At 55.3% G+C, this 15,953-nt stretch carries 13 protein-coding genes; 7 read left to right on the forward strand and 6 right to left on the reverse strand.

Going from position 1 to position 15,953, the window contains the following annotated elements; all coding sequences use genetic code 11:
• The first annotated feature begins 127 nt into the window (after nucleotides 1-127).
• From AC6I8B_RS20180 to AC6I8B_RS20205, 6 genes are all read left to right on the forward strand, one after another.
• On the forward strand, nucleotides 128-688 hold the full coding sequence (locus tag AC6I8B_RS20180) for a non-canonical purine NTP pyrophosphatase (RefSeq protein ID WP_010247077.1): 561 nt from the start codon (nucleotides 128-130) through the stop codon (nucleotides 686-688).
• The gene (locus AC6I8B_RS20185) at nucleotides 685-1,479 is read left to right on the forward strand and encodes an SIR2 family protein (protein WP_010247078.1); all 795 of its coding nucleotides are present in this window, start codon (nucleotides 685-687) and stop codon (nucleotides 1,477-1,479) included. Before AC6I8B_RS20180 ends, AC6I8B_RS20185 begins: the two co-directional genes overlap by 4 nt.
• A gap of 158 nt (nucleotides 1,480-1,637) precedes the next feature.
• Nucleotides 1,638-1,982, forward strand: a complete 345-nt coding sequence (locus AC6I8B_RS20190) for a YebG family protein (protein WP_497817782.1) — start codon at nucleotides 1,638-1,640, stop codon at nucleotides 1,980-1,982.
• A 615-nt stretch (nucleotides 1,983-2,597) separates the two neighbouring features.
• Entirely contained in the window at nucleotides 2,598-3,431 is an 834-nt protein-coding gene (licT, locus tag AC6I8B_RS20195) for a BglG family transcription antiterminator LicT (protein WP_157353112.1), read from the forward strand.
• 138 nt (nucleotides 3,432-3,569) lie between these two features.
• Nucleotides 3,570-5,432, forward strand: coding sequence for a PTS beta-glucoside transporter subunit IIABC (gene bglF, locus AC6I8B_RS20200; RefSeq protein ID WP_157353110.1), 1,863 nt, complete (start codon nucleotides 3,570-3,572; stop codon nucleotides 5,430-5,432).
• A gap of 12 nt (nucleotides 5,433-5,444) precedes the next feature.
• The gene (locus tag AC6I8B_RS20205; RefSeq protein WP_497817783.1) at nucleotides 5,445-6,839 is read left to right on the forward strand and encodes a glycoside hydrolase family 1 protein; all 1,395 of its coding nucleotides are present in this window, start codon (nucleotides 5,445-5,447) and stop codon (nucleotides 6,837-6,839) included.
• 68 nt (nucleotides 6,840-6,907) lie between these two features.
• Here AC6I8B_RS20205 and AC6I8B_RS20210 read toward each other — a convergent pair whose 3' ends face one another.
• A complete protein-coding gene (locus AC6I8B_RS20210; RefSeq protein WP_052271551.1) occupies nucleotides 6,908-8,035 on the reverse strand; it encodes a Fic family protein in 1,128 nt (375 codons plus the stop codon).
• Nucleotides 8,036-8,557: 522 nt separating this feature from the next.
• Here AC6I8B_RS20210 and AC6I8B_RS20215 point away from each other — a divergent pair.
• A complete protein-coding gene (locus tag AC6I8B_RS20215) occupies nucleotides 8,558-10,498 on the forward strand; it encodes a methyl-accepting chemotaxis protein (RefSeq protein ID WP_061703154.1) in 1,941 nt (646 codons plus the stop codon).
• Between the two features lie 331 nt (nucleotides 10,499-10,829).
• On the opposite strand, the gene AC6I8B_RS20220 is transcribed toward AC6I8B_RS20215, so the two are convergent.
• The 5 genes from AC6I8B_RS20220 to AC6I8B_RS20240 are packed head-to-tail and all read right to left on the reverse strand — an operon-like array spanning nucleotide 10,830 to nucleotide 15,859.
• Nucleotides 10,830-11,912: an ABC transporter ATP-binding protein gene (locus AC6I8B_RS20220; RefSeq protein ID WP_033787036.1), complete on the reverse strand. Its 1,083-nt coding sequence runs from the start codon at nucleotides 11,910-11,912 to the stop codon at nucleotides 10,830-10,832.
• Nucleotides 11,913-11,914: 2 nt separating this feature from the next.
• Entirely contained in the window at nucleotides 11,915-12,862 is a 948-nt protein-coding gene (locus AC6I8B_RS20225; protein ID WP_033760463.1) for a carbohydrate kinase family protein, read from the reverse strand.
• A 2-nt stretch (nucleotides 12,863-12,864) separates the two neighbouring features.
• Nucleotides 12,865-13,704, reverse strand: coding sequence for a carbohydrate ABC transporter permease (locus AC6I8B_RS20230; RefSeq protein ID WP_157353106.1), 840 nt, complete (start codon nucleotides 13,702-13,704; stop codon nucleotides 12,865-12,867).
• Nucleotides 13,694-14,602 carry a carbohydrate ABC transporter permease gene (locus AC6I8B_RS20235; protein ID WP_033787031.1) on the reverse strand — a complete coding sequence of 303 codons (909 nt, stop codon included), beginning with the start codon at nucleotides 14,600-14,602 and terminating at the stop codon, nucleotides 13,694-13,696. The genes AC6I8B_RS20230 and AC6I8B_RS20235 overlap by 11 nt, the downstream gene beginning before the upstream one ends.
• Before the next feature lie 9 nt (nucleotides 14,603-14,611).
• A complete protein-coding gene (locus AC6I8B_RS20240) occupies nucleotides 14,612-15,859 on the reverse strand; it encodes an extracellular solute-binding protein (protein WP_497817784.1) in 1,248 nt (415 codons plus the stop codon).
• Between the last annotated feature and the right edge of the window lie 94 nt (nucleotides 15,860-15,953).

The raw sequence follows: 15,953 nt of genomic DNA on the forward strand, positions 1-15,953 counted from the left end.
CGGTTCTGCGCACTTCAACCTGATGAGCACAGAATTGAACTACACTCTCCAGCGTTAGTGATTTATCCTGCCCGCCTGTTTCCGTAAAATCCTCACTGCGTGGCGGAGTAATTGACCTGGAAGCCCCATGAAAATCAGATTCCTTTCTGCCAATGAGCAAAAGCTGGCGGAGGTGCGCAAAATACTCGAACCTGTCGGGGTCGAAGTTCTGCCCATCGCCCGTCGCATCGAAGAAATTCAGACTGAAAACGAACTCGACCTGGTGCGCGACAAACTGACCAAAGCCTTTTCGCTGATTGGGCGACCGCTGTTTGTGGAGCATACCGGCCTCTATCTGGATGGCCTCAATGGCCTGCCCGCCGGTCTGACCCGCATCTTCTGGAACCGCCTGGACGCTGAGCGCTTTACCGCACTGGTGCAGGGGCTCGACAGCCAGGCCGTGACGGCCAAAACGGTGCTTGGCTACTGCGATGGCCGCAAAATGTACCAGTTTTCGGGTGAACTGCGCGGCACTATCGCCGCGAAACCTGCCGGAACGCGTGGCTTTCAGTGGGACTGCGTCTTTATTCCCGAAGGCTATGAGCAGACGTTTGCTGAAATGGGCGAACTCAAGAATGAGATCTCGATGCGGCGCATCGCGCTGGATCGCTTCGCCACCTTTTTAAAAACCTCGCGGGGCATGGCATGAAACCTGAACTCAAACGCGCCTATGATTCCGGCAAACTGATTCTGTTTGCCGGTGCCGGTATTTCGCGCAATTTTGGCCTGCCCGAGTGGCATGAACTGATTGCGCATCTTGCTAATGAGCTGGGTTACGATCCAAAAATCTTCAATACCTATGGCACGCACCTGTCGCTGGCGGAGTATTACAAACAGAAAAAAGGTTCGCTTGGCCCGCTGCGCAGCTGGATGGATCGCGAATGGCATCGCCCCGATATTGATGTCCGCTCTTCTGAAATTCATACCATGATTACCCAGGGTAACTTTTCGCGAATCTACACCACCAATTACGATCGCTGGCTGGAAGCGGCGCATGAAGCGCACGGCGTACCCTATTATAAAGTGGCCAACGCCGCGGACCTGGTTTCTCTCACCGAAGATAAGCGTCACATCATCAAGCTGCACGGTGATTTTGATGATGACACTTCAATCGTGCTCGATGAGAGCAGCTATTTTGAACGCCTCTATTTTGATTCGCCGCTCGACATTAAACTGACTCACGATGTGATGGGCAACTCAGTGCTGTTTGTCGGCTACAGCATCAGTGATTTCAATATTCGCCTGCTGTTTTACCGTCTGACCAAGATGTGGGGCCGCACCGGGCTGGCAACCGCCCGGCCAAAATCGTACCTGTTCACTAACCGTAACAACCCTGTGGCCAAAGAGGTGCTGGGGCAGTGGGGGATCGAGGTGATCGTCTCGGAAGAGGACGATCCCCGTAAGGCATTGGCGATGTTTCTTGAAGAGCTGCTGGTGTAGCCGCCGACCCTCGCGGCGGAGAATGCGTCAGGAAAAATGAAAAAAGCCTGTGCCAGGTTAAGGTTAGCCCGTGCACAACCGATAAACTCTATTCTCTGCTGGCAAAGCAGGATCGGCATGATATACTGTATGCATACACAGTACCTGAGGGCGAGAAGATGGCTGTTGAAACAAAGTTTGTAGTAGTCAGAAAGGGTGAAGAGAAGATGACGTTTGCCAATAAGAAAGAGGCCGATGCCTACGACAAAATGCTCGATATGGCCGAAGCCTTCACCGACTGGCTGTTACAGTATCAACCTGCACTGGATGAATCTCAGGCAGAAACGCTGGGCCTGCTGATTGCAGAGCAGAAAGATGCCGTTCAGCATATTCTGCGCACCAGCAAACTGCCGGAAGCGGCAGCAGCACCCGTCTCTCAGCCAGAAGCTGTCTCAGACGATAGCGCGGATGAGTCGCAGGAAGAGCCTGCTGCAAAGAAAGTACGCGCCGTTAAAGCCGCGTAATCTCAACAGCGCCGGAAGCGAACCTTCCGGCGTTGCTGTTTCTGAATAGCGGTTTGAGCTGTTCTCCTGCTAACTTCTTTACAGATAGTCTTCCTTCCACTCTTTTACCCTGCATAACGGGCTCTGACGCTCAACGGAACGATTTCACACGTTAAAAACTTTTCGTCCGATAAATCAAAACATTGTGATCAGTGACAAAAGCGTTCAAAGCGGTGTGTTTTTAATCGCTAAATGGCAGTTAATGAACACTGCAGTCCATTAGTCGATTTTTCAGACGACCTTCCTCGCATGACCATCTTCCTTCCATAACGTGAGTTTTCATTCCACTGAGCGTCATACCCCTTTTGCTGCCCGGAACCGCACCCCGGGCTTTAATACTGGTCTCGTCCGGCGGGTATCGCCACACGCAGGATGCCTGGGTGACTGAACTCAACACGGTAGTCACTTTTTAAGTTAATAAGAGGATTTCGATCGCTGTCACGCTTTTTGCCCTGACAGATTGAGGTCACGACTAAAACTGATAGAGTTCCCGAACTGGATTGTTACTGCTTAGGCAGGCAAAACCTGACTTCTGGCCTCTGTCGGATGTCAGGTTTTTTTGTTTCTGGGGTTCCGATGAAAATCGCCAAAATTCTTAATAACAACGTGGTGATGGTTCAGGATGAGCAGGGACGCGAACAGGTCGTGATGGGGCGTGGACTGGCTTTCCAGAAGCGCATCGGTGACAGTCTCAACGCTGCGCAAATTGAGAAGGTATTTGCGCTGCAAAGTGATCTGCTGGTACGTCGTCTTGAGGAGTTGTTACACCAGATCCCTCCTGAAGTGATGACCACCTGCGACCGCATTATTGATCTGGCAACACAACGTCTGGGGACATTGCAGGAGAGCTTGTATATCACATTGACCGACCACTGCTACTTTGCCATTGAAAGGCAGAAAAAAGGTCTGGCAATTAAAAATGTGTTGCTGTGGGATATCAAACGCCTCTACCCCAAAGAGTTCGCACTGGGTCAGGAGGCCAGGGCTATCATTTCACGTCGTCTGAATGTCGAACTGGCGGAGGATGAAGCCGGATTTATCGCGCTACATCTGGTGACGGCGCAGCTCAATAATGAAATGCCGGAAGTGATGCATGTCACCCGGGTTATGCAGGAGATTCTGCAACTGGTGAAGTATCAACTGCAGCTGGAGTACATCGAATCGTCGCTGAGTTACCAGCGTTTTGTCACTCATCTGAAGTTTTTTGCTCAGCGGATGCTGACGCGTACCGTGGTGGACGATGACGATGTATCGCTGCATACAGCAGTAAAAGATAACTATCCCAAAGCCTGGAAATGTGCGGTGAAAATCGCGCAGCATCTGCAACAAAGCTATCAGCGTGATCTGACTGCAGAAGAGATCATGTTTCTCGCCATTAACATCGAACGGGTGAGAAAAGAGGGGCAATAAGCTCTATAAACCGGATTGTTACTGCTTAACGCAGGCAAAACCTGAGCGCGAACTCTGAAAGGAGGACGTTCTCAGGTTTTTTTTCATTTTTGGCTCAGTTAACTGATGTCCGCAGGCATCGGTTGTAAGGAAATCGAGATGGAATATCACACGCTGGCGCAGGATATCCTCAGCCATATTGGTGGCCGGGAGAACATCGTAAGTCTGGTTCATTGTGCCACCCGGTTACGCTTCAAACTGAAAGACAACCATAAAGCCGATGCTGAAGGACTGAAGAAAAATCCGGGCGTTATTATGGTCGTTGAAAGCGGCGGGCAGTTTCAGGTGGTGATTGGCAACCACGTTCATGATGTCTGGCAGGCTGTGCGTAGTGAAGCTGGGCTGGCTGATGAGCTTTCTGCAGCAACAGAAGGGGAAAAGACCGGGGGTAATGTTTTCAACCATCTGATCGACATTGTGTCAGGCATTTTTACCCCGTTTATCGGCATTCTCGCCGCCTCCGGGATCCTAAAAGGTTTACTGGCGCTGGCCGTGGTCTGTGGCTGGCTTTCTGTTGAAAGTGGAACGTATAAAATCTGGTTTGCAGCCAGTGATGCCCTGTTTTTCTTCTTTCCTTTGGTGCTGGGCTACACCGCCGGGAAGAAATTTGGCGGCAATCCCTTTATTACCATGGTGATTGGTGGGGCGCTGACCCACCCGACGATGATTGCAGCTTTTAATGCCAGCCAGCAGTCAGGTGAAATGACGGACGCGTTTCTCGGCATCCCTGTAACCTGGTTTAATTACAGTGCGTCGGTTATCCCGATTATTCTCGCTGCTTGGGTAAGTTGCTGGCTGGAAAAACAGAGCAGCCGGCGACTTCCCGCCTCCATGAAAAACTTCTTTGCGCCACTGATCTGTCTGAGCGTCACCGTGCCGCTGACCTTCCTGGTGATTGGCCCACTGGCCACGGGCTTAAGTCAGATACTGGCGAACGGTTACCAGTGGATTTATGCGCTGGCACCCTGGCTGGCTGGTGCCGCCCTGGGCGCGTTGTGGCAGGTCTGTGTGATTTTTGGTTTGCACTGGGGACTGGTGCCACTGATGATCAACAATCTTGCCGTACTGGGGCATGACTCAATGCTGCCCATGCTGTTGCCTGCTGTCATGGGCCAGGTTGGCGCGGCGCTGGGGGTGTTTCTGCGCAGTCGGGATGCACGACAGAAGATGCTGGCGGGTTCATCCGTGACCGCAGGGATCTTTGGTATCACTGAACCGGCTGTCTATGGCGTTAATCTGCCGCTGCGCCGTCCCTTTATCTTTGGCTGCGTGGCGGGCGCTATTGGCGGTGCCATTGTCGGCCTCAGCAGCACCCACGTTTATTCATTTGGTTTTGCCAACATCTTTACCATCGCACAGATGATCCCACCTGGCGGTGTGGATTCCACGTTATGGGGCGGTATTGCCGGGACGCTACTCGCGCTGATACTGGGTTGCGGCATGACGCTGGTAGCCGGAATGTCCCGAAACACGGCGCCAGACGCAACGCTCCCGATTACCCCTGGCGAAGATGACATTCTGTCACCGATGACGGGCACCGTTCTGGGGCTTGGTCAGATTCCCGATCCAACCTTCGCCAGTGGCCTGCTGGGACAGGGTGTGGCCATCATCCCTTCCGACAACAAAGTGATTGCGCCTTTTGCGGGTGAGGTGGCCTCCCTGTTTCAGACCCGACACGCCATAGGGCTGCTGAGTCACAGCGGGATTGAGCTGTTGATCCATGTGGGTATCGATACCGTCAGGCTCGACGGCAAACCTTTCACGGCACATGTACAAGTGGGCGACACATTCAGGGCCGGCGATCTGCTGCTGGAGTTTGATCGTCAGGCCATTCTTGATGCCGGATATGACCTGGCAACACCGATCATTATCACTAACAGCGATGAGTATCCTGAGGTGATGACTGTGGCAGGGACCGCGGTCACTGCAGGTACGCCTTTACTCAGCGTCACTCGTCAATAAAAGGAGAACAGGATGAAAACTTTCCCGGATTCATTTTTATGGGGCGGTGCTGTTGCCGCTAATCAGGTTGAAGGCGCATGGCGTGAAGAGGGCAAAGGCCTCTCAACCTCAGACGTTCAGCCACAGGGAATTTTTGGCCCGGTATCGGAGCGCGTTGAGGGCAGCCAAAGCCTCAAAGACATCGCGATCGACTTTTACCACCGCTATCCGGACGATATCAGGCTGTTTGCAGAGATGGGGTTCAGCTGTCTGCGGGTTTCCATCGCCTGGACGCGCATCTTCCCGAACGGTGACGAGCAACAACCTAATGAGGCCGGTCTGGCCTTTTATGATCGGCTATTCGACGAGCTGGCCGCACACCACATCACCCCACTTGTTACATTGTCACATTATGAGATGCCCTGGCACCTGGTGAAGCAGTATGGTGGCTGGGGTAACCGTCAGGTGATTGGCTTCTTTGAGCATTATGCTCGCACGGTGTTTGCCCGCTACCAGAAGAAAGTCAGACTCTGGCTGACCTTTAACGAAATTAACATGTCTCTGCATGCGCCGATGACCGGCGTGGGTCTGCCGGAAACCAGCAGCAAAGCTGAGGTGTATCAGGCAATTCATCATCAACTGGTCGCCAGTGCGCTGGCGGTGAAAGCCTGCCGCGAGATTAACCCGGACGCCAGCATTGGCAATATGCTGCTGGGAGGGCTGGTCTATCCACTCAGTTGTAAGCCTGATGATGTGCTGGAAGCGCTGCAGGAGAACCGGAAATGGCAATTTTTTGGCGATGTTCAGTGCCGTGGTGTTTATCCGGGCTATATGTTGCGGTTCTTTCGTGAAAATAATATTCAGCTGGATGTCACGGATGCCGATCGTCAGATACTCCAGTCGACCGTCGATTTTATCTCGTTCAGCTATTACATGTCCGGCTGCGTAACCGCCGATGAAGCACTGAATCAGCAGATGCGGGGTAACATTCTGAGCATGGTGCCAAATCCTCATCTTCAGAGTTCTGAATGGGGCTGGCAGATTGACCCGGTGGGCTTGCGGACCTTACTGAATCTGCTGTGGGATCGTTATCAGAAGCCGCTTTTTATTGTTGAGAACGGACTGGGCGCCAAAGACATACCGGATGCAACGGGCGTCGTGCAGGATGATTATCGCATCAGCTACCTCAACGATCATCTGGTTCAGGTGCGTGAGGCCATTGACGATGGCGTGGAGGTCATGGGTTATACCAGCTGGGGACCTATCGATCTTGTCAGCGCATCAAAAGCCGAATTGTCTAAGCGTTACGGTTTTATTTATGTTGACCGCGATGATACTGGTGAAGGTTCGCTGGCCCGCAGCCGGAAGAAAAGCTTTTACTGGTATAAAGAGGTCATTGCGACCAACGGGGCTTCACTTAAAGAGTAATTCCCGTACTCAGGAGTATATTACAACGATCGCGATGTACTCCCGGTTAGCAGTTAAAACAGCCCGGCTCAGGGCGTCTCGTGGGTGTTAACCTGATAGCGGGTACTCCTGCCTCCGCCTTCAAGCCGGTAAAGGCAGCCTTTTTCAACCAGATCGGCCAGATGACGGGTCGCGGTGGCTTTACTCACTTTGGCGACCTTCTGATACTGGCTGGCGCTGATCCCCAGTTCGAAACCCTGCTCGCCGCCATCCAGCAGCCGGTTCAGCACTTTCACCTGTTCCGGACTCAATCCCATTCCCTGATGCCGCAGCCAGAAACGCGCTTTCATCTGAGTGCGATCGATGACGTTCATCGCCTGTTGCAGACTCTCATCCAGGATATCAAGAAACCACACCAGCCAGTGAGTGATATCCAGGCCGCCTTTCTGCGTCTGCTCAAGGATGCGGTAATAACCGGCACGCTGCGTCAGAATGGCGGGTGACATGGCATACAGCCGGATGCTCTGACTGTCGGCCTGCGCCAGCGCCAGATCGGTTAACGCACGCGTGATACGACCATTACCATCATCAAAAGGGTGCAGGGTGACAAACCAGAGGTGGCAGATGGCGGCGCGCAGCAACGGGTCCAGCATCACATCATGCTGACTGCTGTTGAACCACTCAATAAACTGCGCCAGCTGCGGCTCCAGTCCCTGTCGCGGCGGCGCTTCAAAATGCACCGTGGGACGATCGATGCGACCTGAGATGACCTGCATCGGCTCACTGCCGCGCAGCGTGCCGACGCTCAGGCGCTGCACCGTCCACTCATCGGCAGGGAAAAGCCAGCGATGCCACTGACAGAGACGCTCAGGCGTCAGCGGCTGGCTGCGGTTGTTGATGGCATCGAGCATCATGGCAGCCAGGCCTTCTGAACGATCGGAGACCGGATAGGGTTGCTCTTCCGTCACGCCTAACCGACGCGCCAGCGATGAGCGGACCGATTGCACGTTGACCCGCTCCTCTTCAATCGCGGAAGAGGAGAGGATATTGCTGAGCAGGGTATCCAGCGTCTGGGTTTCACTGTCTGAATGCAGGCTGGCACGTCCCAACAGCAATCCGCGCTGCTGCTGCAGATGGCGCAGGCGCGGTAACAGCACGGCGTCCTGCCACTGAAAATGGGGCCAGTCCGGCTGTTGCCAGATCCAGGTAACGCTCATAATCGGCTCACGCTAAGGGTGGATGAGCCGAATAAAGGAGGTTATTCGGCTCACAGAATGAGTCGATAATAGCGAATATTTGGCTCACAGGCCAACCCGGCTGACGTGAGGGCAAAAAAAAGGACCCGAAGGTCCTGTTTGCTTAGCGGGAGAACTGCATAAAGGTGTCTGAATAATAGTGAACGATCCAGGCGACATACGCCAGCCAGACAACCATCCCGACAGCTAATCCTGATTTACCGATCATTGTTCTATCTCCACTGCGATAAGGGGGCTACAGCAACTGTTGACATAAACTGACAGTAATGGCGGGCACCAGTATTGTTGCAGATCAAAAAAAGGCCGTTCATTCGCAGCGCCATAATCCCTTTGCGATCAACTTCCCGTAATCACGCGCTGTGAGACCCCCATCACGGCGGGGAAATGGCCATTAAAGTTCAAAAAAACGCCGCCGATAGATGATCTCAGGAGCACCATAACTACAAGGAGGTATTGAGCCAGGTAAATTTCAGGGGAAGCACTATGGTCAGTCAGTTAACACATAAGAAAAGAATGAGTACCCGTGCCCAGATGCTGATCATGGGTGGTTTAACGATAGTGCTGGGATTTACCGTGACGATTGGCGTCCTCAGCTGGCAATCCGGTAAAGAGCAGAAGGCGCTGGCCGAACAATATCTGCAGCAGATTGCGCAGAGCCGTGCCTTACAGGTGCAGCAGGAATTGAGCCATGCCCGTGATGTCGCGAGTCACCTTGGACAAAGTCTGATTGCCTTGCCCCACGTCGGCATTACCGATCGCAAAGCGGCCGATAAGGTGATGGAGTATGCGCTGCGTGCTAACCCTGACTATCTGTCGATGTCAGTGATATTTGAACAGAATGCGTTTGATGGCCGTGATGCCGAGTTCGCTTCACAGCCGGGTCAGGCACCGCAGGGCCGCTATGCCTTTTTTGTCGATCGTGACGCGTCAGGTAATTACTCGATGCATCCGCTGCTCTCCTATCTGACACCGGGTCAGGGCGATTACTATCTGATCCCGCAAAAAACACAAAAAGATACGCTCACAGAACCCTATAGCTATGCCTATAACGGCGTGCCAACATTGCTCACCTCCGTCGCCGCCGCGATTATCGATCAGGGCACCTTAAAGGCGATCGTTACCTCTGACATTTCACTGGCATCACTGCAACAGAAAGTGAATCAGATCAAACCCTGGCAGGGAAGCGGCTATGCGCTGCTGCTTTCTCACGGCGGGAATGTGGTCTCTTCGCCGGTGAAAGATGAAGCCGGGAAGCCCTGGAAAGGCGAAAAAGAGGGTTTTACGTCAAAAGTCGTCCAGCGATTTGATGCCGTGCTGGGTGAAGACGCTTTAGTCACCTGGCAGCCGGTGATGATAGGTAACAGCGACAAACCCTGGTATCTGGGCGTGGTGGCACCGGTCAGTCAGGTGATGGCCGCCTCAAACCGGCAGCTGATGTGGGCGGTGATCCTGATGGTCGTGAGCGTTCTGCTGGTCGGGACGGTGCTGGGCATGCTGTTCAGCCGTAAAGTGCTGCGTCCGATTGGCGGCGAGCCGGCTGAAGCGGCGCATATTGCGCTGGCCGTCGCCGATGGCAAGCTGGATAACGCGATTGTGGTGAAAAACGGCGATCGCAGCAGCCTCTTTTTCGCCCTGGATACCATGCAAAGCCAGCTCCGGCAGATTGTCGGGCAGATTAAAGATTCCAGTGAATCAGTACGCCAGGGAGCGGGCGAAATTGCCAGCGGCAACCTCAATCTGGCGTCACGCACCGAACAACAGGCCGCCGCGCTGGAGCAGACCGCAGCCAGCATGGAGCAGATCAGCGCCACGATTCGCCTGAATGCCGATAACGCGCAGCAGGCGACCAGCCTGACTGAAAACGCTACCCACATCGCCAGTCGTGGTGCCTCGCTGGTGGGTGAGGTGGTGCAGACCATGGCGCAGATCGACGACAGTTCGAAAAAGATCGGCGACATTACCACCATGATCAACAGCATCGCCTTCCAGACCAATATTCTGGCGCTGAATGCGGCGGTGGAGGCTGCACGTGCCGGTGAGCAGGGACGCGGTTTTGCGGTGGTGGCTTCTGAAGTGCGTAATCTGGCCCAGCGCAGCGCGAACGCGGTGAAAGAGATCGGCGCACTGATTGAAGAGTCGAGCGTTCGGGTCGAGAGCGGCGTCCGGCTGGTAAACGATGCCGGTAAAACCATGCAGGAGATGATGCAGGCGGTGAATTCGGTGCAGGGGATTATCGGTGAGATTGTTACAGCATCAAGCGAACAGGCGCGTGGCATCAGCCAAGTAACGATTGCCGTCAATGAAATGGATGGCGTCACCCAGCAGAATGCCGCGCTGGTGCAGCAGATGTCGGCTGCCGCCAGTTCGCTGGAAGATCAGGCGCAGCAGCTGTCACAGACGGTAGAGCAGTTTCATCTGGCGTAAGCAGGCGTATGTTTCCTGATCCAGACTCTGCTTCACAAAATAAAAAACTCGCCGCTGGCGTAATGCTGATCAGTTAAGATTAGATTTGTAAAGGCTGTCACGGTCAAACGTGGCAGCTTTTTTTCCGGGCGAGCGAGCCGCAGTGCGGGCCAGCGCACCGCTGCTGCTGCCGGTCCGTCCTCGCGCCGCTCACGCGGTACCTTCGGCTTTGACGTCGTGCCGACGAACCGTTCGGGGATCGGCCCTCCCTGGCCAGCCCCTGCCCGGCACCAGACTGCGTTATCACCTGTCGCTTAACTGACTGACATTACCGCTGGCGGGTTTATTTTTATCACTGTTCCGTCAGCCGCACACCGCTGCTGGCATCAAACAAGTGCATTTTATCCGGATTAACGGTCACCGGCAGCGTGCCGCCAGGCACGGCATCGCTGCGGCCGGTCAGTTGCATATGCAGCGGGAAACCCTGCCAGTTCAGATGTAACAGGGTCGATTCGCCGGTGATCTCAACAATATTGACCACCGCGGGTTGCCCGCTGGCATCAAAAATCAGATCGTGCGGACGTACGCCAAGCGTGACCGGCTGATCGGCCTGCTGCTGTGCCGCACTGTGCCAGCGACGCGGCAACGGCAGCCACTGCTCGCCACAGCAGACGCCAGGCAGACCATCGCGTGTCTGGAAACGGGCATCCAGCAGATTCATTGGCGGTGAACCGATAAACCGCGCCACGAAGGTGTTTACCGGGCGGTCATAAATCGCCAGCGGCGCACCCTGTTGCACAATGACCCCTTCTTTCATCACTACAATCTGATCCGCCAGCGTCATCGCCTCAACCTGATCGTGGGTAACATAGACCATAGTGGTTTTGAAACGCTGATGCAGCGACTTAATCTCGGCCCGCAGCTCCATGCGTAACTGCGCATCAAGATTAGAAAGCGGCTCATCAAACAGAAACACCTGCGGATTGCGCACCATGGCGCGGCCCATCGCCACGCGCTGCCGCTGTCCACCCGACAACGCTCTTGGATAACGCTGCAGCAGCTGATCGATGCCGAGAATGCCGGCAATGCGGGCGATTTTGCTTTTTTGCTCCTCGCGCTTCACCTTTTTCACCTGCATGTGAAACGCCAGATTCTCCGCGACGGTGAGATGCGGATAGAGCGCATAGCTCTGAAACACCATGGCGATATCCCGGTCAGCAGGATCGAGATCGTTAATCTGTTTTTTATCCAGCATGATCGCCCCGTCAGAGACGGTATCCAGACCGGCAAGCAGCCGCAGCAGGGTTGATTTGCCGCAGCCGGAGGGGCCAACCAGCACAGTGAAACTGCCATCAGGGATGGTTAAATCCAGCGGGTGCAGCACGCTCTGTTTACCGTAGCGCTTCGCCACCTGTACAAGTTCAACACTGGCCATGTTCAGCGCACCTCATTTGATAGTTGGAGTTGTTGCCAGCTGGGATAGCGGCGCGGAGAGCTGCTTATCGCCTGTGATGCCACTTCAATGCCCCAGCGCAGCGCCGTGTGCGATGGCTGGTGATAGAGCAGTGCAGTAAGAAAACCGGCATTAAAACTGTCACCGGCACCAATGGTATCTACCACCGTTACCGGCTGGGCAGCAGCATACTGCACAGAGGCGGCAGACCAGAGACGTGCGCCCTCTGCGCCACACTTAATCACACAGCCGCCGCGACCACTGAGCCGGGCTGCCAGCTGTTTACCGCTTTCATCCAGCAGTTCTGCGCCCGATAAGCCCAGCGCTTCCACCTCATTCAGCAGCAGCCAGTCACAGTCCGCTAACCAGTTGCCAATCTGTAAGCGAAGCCCATCGCTCCAGCCCGCAGGCGGCCAGCCGGTATCCACGGCGACACAGAAGCCACGCTGTTGCAGCGCGGCCAGCAGCGCCGGGTAGTGATCATAGAGTTCCAGACAGAGAAAGGTGCCGCACAGCAGTACGATGTCGCCCGACGTCGCCTGCGACGGCAACTGGGCCAGCACATCGTCCGCGGTCAGCACGGTAATATGGCCGTGATTGCTGAGAAACGAGCGTTCGTTATCGGGATGGGTCACGCCTACCGTCAGCGAGGTTTCACAGGCATAGCGGGGCCAGTATGCAGCGCTATGAGGAAAGTGACTGGCGAGCCAGTGACTGAAGCCATCGTCGCCCTGATTGGCAATGGCCCGATGCGGCACCTGCATCGCCTCCAGCGCCAGCGCACAGTTACCTGCGGACCCGCCGGGACGTAACTCACTGTGCTGCAGCATCACTTCCGTGCCGCGCTGCGGCCAGTCGCTGAGCGTACTCATGATTAAATCGACATTTATATTGCCCACCACATAGAGGGTGGGCGTGAGGGTAGTGACCATAATTATCCCTTACTTCCGCCGCTGGTGAGACCGCTGACCAGCGTCTTCTGCAACCAGATGGCAATAAACAGTGGCGGCACCGAAGCCAGAATGCCGATAGCCGCGATCAGCCCGTCATCGGTCGCGCGTCCTGCGGTAAAACCGGCAATGGCGACCGGCAGGGTCTGTGCCGAAATATTGCTGGTGAACAGCAGCGCGTAGAAAAACTCATCCCAGGCGAGCAGCCAGCCGAACAGCGCGGCAGCGCCCAGCACCGGCTTTGCCAGCGGCAGCGTAATGCGCAGCAGAACCTGCCAGAAGCGCAGGCCATCAAGCCGTGCTGCCTGTTCGATATCACGTGGCAGTGAGTCGAACTGGTTCTTCAGCATCCAGGTCAGAAACGGCAGGATCAGCGAACAGTAGACTATCACCAGGCCAGGACGGGTGTTGAGCAGCCCCAGTTGTTGCAGCAGAAAGTAGAGCGGCAGCACAAACGCCACGGGCGGCACCATATAGATTGCCAGAGCGCCGGAAAGCCAGGCATCACGACCACTGTAGCGTGAGAAGCTGAACGCCGCGGGTATCGCCAGTAGCAGCGAGATCGCTGTGGCCACCGTCGCTACCAGCAAACTGTTGCCCAGCGCGTGCAGAAAAACGTTGCCGGGCTGATTCGGTGCCAGCGAAACCAGCCCCTGATAGCGACTGAAATCCCACTGACGAGGCAGCAACTCCAGCGGCACGCGGGAGAGATCGCTGGCAGAACTGACACTCATCAGAAACAGCCAGCCCATCGGGGCCAGAATGCTGACGGCGACCAGCAGCGCAGCCCCGTAACGCAGGACCCGTCGCAGTTTAGTTTTCATAAGCGGTACTCCGGCGGCGCTGATGCCATAACATCAGCAGATAGAGCGTGATCAGAAGGGCGCACATCAGGGTCATCAGTATCGCGTAGGCGGCACCGCTGCCGGCACGCAGATAGCTGAACGACTCCTGATAAACGAAAAAGCTCAGGGTTTTGGTGCTGTCCACCGGGCCGCCGCGCGTCATCACGTAGATGATGTCGAAGATTTTGAAGGCATCGATGGTGCGTAACACCAGCGCGACGCCGAGCGGTGCAACAATCGCCGGGAAGGTAATCGCCCGGAAACGCCGCCAGGCGGAGGCACCGTCCAGTCGTGCCGCTTCAAACAGATCCTCGGGGATCGACTGCAGCGCCGCCAGCACCAGCAGGGTGACCAGCGGATAGTTTTTCCAGATATCCGCAAACATCACCGCATTGAGCGCCGCCTCCGGCGATCCCAGCCAGCTGCGATAACCGTCAATGATACCGAGCTGGCTGAGCAGGGCGTTGATGCTGCCGTAATCAGGGTTGAAGTTGAGCCGCCACATCATGGCGTTGACGATGGTCGGCAGCGCCCACGGCAGAATCACCAGCACCCGCAAAACGTTGCGCCCGGTGAATTTCTGATTCAGCAGCAGCGCCACCAGCACGCCGATAATCCCTTCAACGGTGACAGACACAAGGGTGAAATAGAGTGTGCGCCAGATCGATGCCCGAAAGTCGGGATCGCTAAGCGCATAGAGATAGTTTTCCAGCCCAATCCAGGCAGGCGTTTCACCACTGCCAATCAGCGCAGCATCGGTAAAGCTGAGCCAGATGGTACGCAGCAGAGGCCAGGCGGTTAACAGCAGCATCACCAGCAACATGGGTGCCAGCAGCACCCATGCCTGACGCTGTTCGCGTTGACGCAAACTCAGCATCGTGACTCCTTAACGCAGCCGAGCGGCGCTTTTATCAACCGTCGCCATCGCGTCCTGCGCCGGGGCTTTACCCAGCAACACCTGCTGTAACTGCTGTTGCAGCTGGTTCGACAGACGGGAATAGTCAGCGGTCTCCGGACGTGACAGCATCACGTTTAGTGATTTGTCCGCCGCGGCGATCAGGCTCTCCTGATCCTTTTTCACCGCCTCATCCTGATAAGAGGATTTCCAGATCGGCAGGCTGAGCTTCGCATACTGGTTTTGTACCGGCTGTGAGGTCATGTACTGAATGTACTGCCAGGCCTCGTTGGCATGGGTGCTGCCTTTGGTGATCCCCAGCCCCATTGAGCCGTTTACCGCCCCCACTTTTCCTGGCGCATCGCCGGGCGCAGGCATGATCCCAACGTCGCCCGCCACTTTGCTCTGCTTCGGATCGTTCGCCATGTTGTACATGTAGGTCCAGTTCAGCGCGAAAGCCGCATCGCCATTAGAAAACGATTTACGCACATCCTCTTCCAGATATTCACGCGACGCCGGGTTACTCAGGCCCTCATCGAGCGAGCTTTTCATCAGGTTAAGCGCCTTGAGTGAAGCCGGGCTGGAGAAGTTAAGTTTGCCGTTCTGATAGAACTGACCACCAAAGCCTGAAACAAGCGTGGTGTAGTCACACACCAGCGCCTCAGCCTGGGACCAGCTCCAGACCAGCGGCCAGGTGACAATCTTTTTATCCTTGAAGATCTTCGCGTCATCCAGCACCTGCTGCCAGGTCTGTGGCGGCGTGGTGATGCCCGCTTTAGCCAGCATCGCTTTGTTGTAGTAAAGGTATTTGGTGTCGAGGATCCACGGCATACCCAGCGTTTTACCTTTGTAAACCACGGTGTTCATCGCGCCCGGGAAGACCTTCTCTTTATCCTCTGGCGTAATGCGTGCGCTGACATCCTGCAGCAAATCGAAACGGGCGAATTCCGCTGGCCAGATGGCATCGAACAGCACCACATCATAGCCATTGCCGCCCGCGCCACGCGCTGCCACAATCTTGTCGTGCAGCGCCTCATAAGGAACAAACTCCAGATTGACGGTGACATCCGGGTGCTGCTTCTGAAAATTTTGCGTCATCGCGCGGATATCATTTTCGCTGTAAGCCGCCTGGGTCATAAACAGGGCATTGATCTGGCTGGCCGCCGCCGCGCTGCCTGCGCTTAACATCAGTAAGGCGGCAAAACCGGCTTTTAGTTGGGGTGTGTAACGCTGTGACATGGTCTTCTCCACTGTGCAGCAACAGGCTGTCGGTTAATTAAATCAATTTGATTGATTTAATCGGGGGCGTAATTTTGGTCAGTGGGTGAACTGA

It is taken from the genome of Pantoea sp. X-Soil-ISGK-285 (genome assembly GCF_059730815.1).

Excerpts from the sequence above, each read along its gene's own strand:
- AC6I8B_RS20180 (WP_010247077.1), top strand. The coding sequence starts at position 128 with ATGAAAATCAGATTCCTTTCTGCCAATGAGCAAAAGCTGGCGGAGGTG.
- AC6I8B_RS20185 (WP_010247078.1), top strand. The coding sequence starts at position 685 with ATGAAACCTGAACTCAAACGCGCCTATGATTCCGGCAAACTGATTCTG.
- AC6I8B_RS20190 (WP_497817782.1), top strand. The coding sequence starts at position 1,638 with ATGGCTGTTGAAACAAAGTTTGTAGTAGTCAGAAAGGGTGAAGAGAAG.
- licT (WP_157353112.1), top strand. The coding sequence starts at position 2,598 with ATGAAAATCGCCAAAATTCTTAATAACAACGTGGTGATGGTTCAGGAT.
- bglF (WP_157353110.1), top strand. The coding sequence starts at position 3,570 with ATGGAATATCACACGCTGGCGCAGGATATCCTCAGCCATATTGGTGGC.
- AC6I8B_RS20205 (WP_497817783.1), top strand. The coding sequence starts at position 5,445 with ATGAAAACTTTCCCGGATTCATTTTTATGGGGCGGTGCTGTTGCCGCT.
- AC6I8B_RS20210 (WP_052271551.1), bottom strand. The coding sequence starts at position 8,035 with ATGAGCGTTACCTGGATCTGGCAACAGCCGGACTGGCCCCATTTTCAG.
- AC6I8B_RS20215 (WP_061703154.1), top strand. The coding sequence starts at position 8,558 with ATGGTCAGTCAGTTAACACATAAGAAAAGAATGAGTACCCGTGCCCAG.
- AC6I8B_RS20220 (WP_033787036.1), bottom strand. The coding sequence starts at position 11,912 with ATGGCCAGTGTTGAACTTGTACAGGTGGCGAAGCGCTACGGTAAACAG.
- AC6I8B_RS20225 (WP_033760463.1), bottom strand. The coding sequence starts at position 12,862 with ATGGTCACTACCCTCACGCCCACCCTCTATGTGGTGGGCAATATAAAT.
- AC6I8B_RS20230 (WP_157353106.1), bottom strand. The coding sequence starts at position 13,704 with ATGAAAACTAAACTGCGACGGGTCCTGCGTTACGGGGCTGCGCTGCTG.
- AC6I8B_RS20235 (WP_033787031.1), bottom strand. The coding sequence starts at position 14,602 with ATGCTGAGTTTGCGTCAACGCGAACAGCGTCAGGCATGGGTGCTGCTG.
- AC6I8B_RS20240 (WP_497817784.1), bottom strand. The coding sequence starts at position 15,859 with ATGTCACAGCGTTACACACCCCAACTAAAAGCCGGTTTTGCCGCCTTA.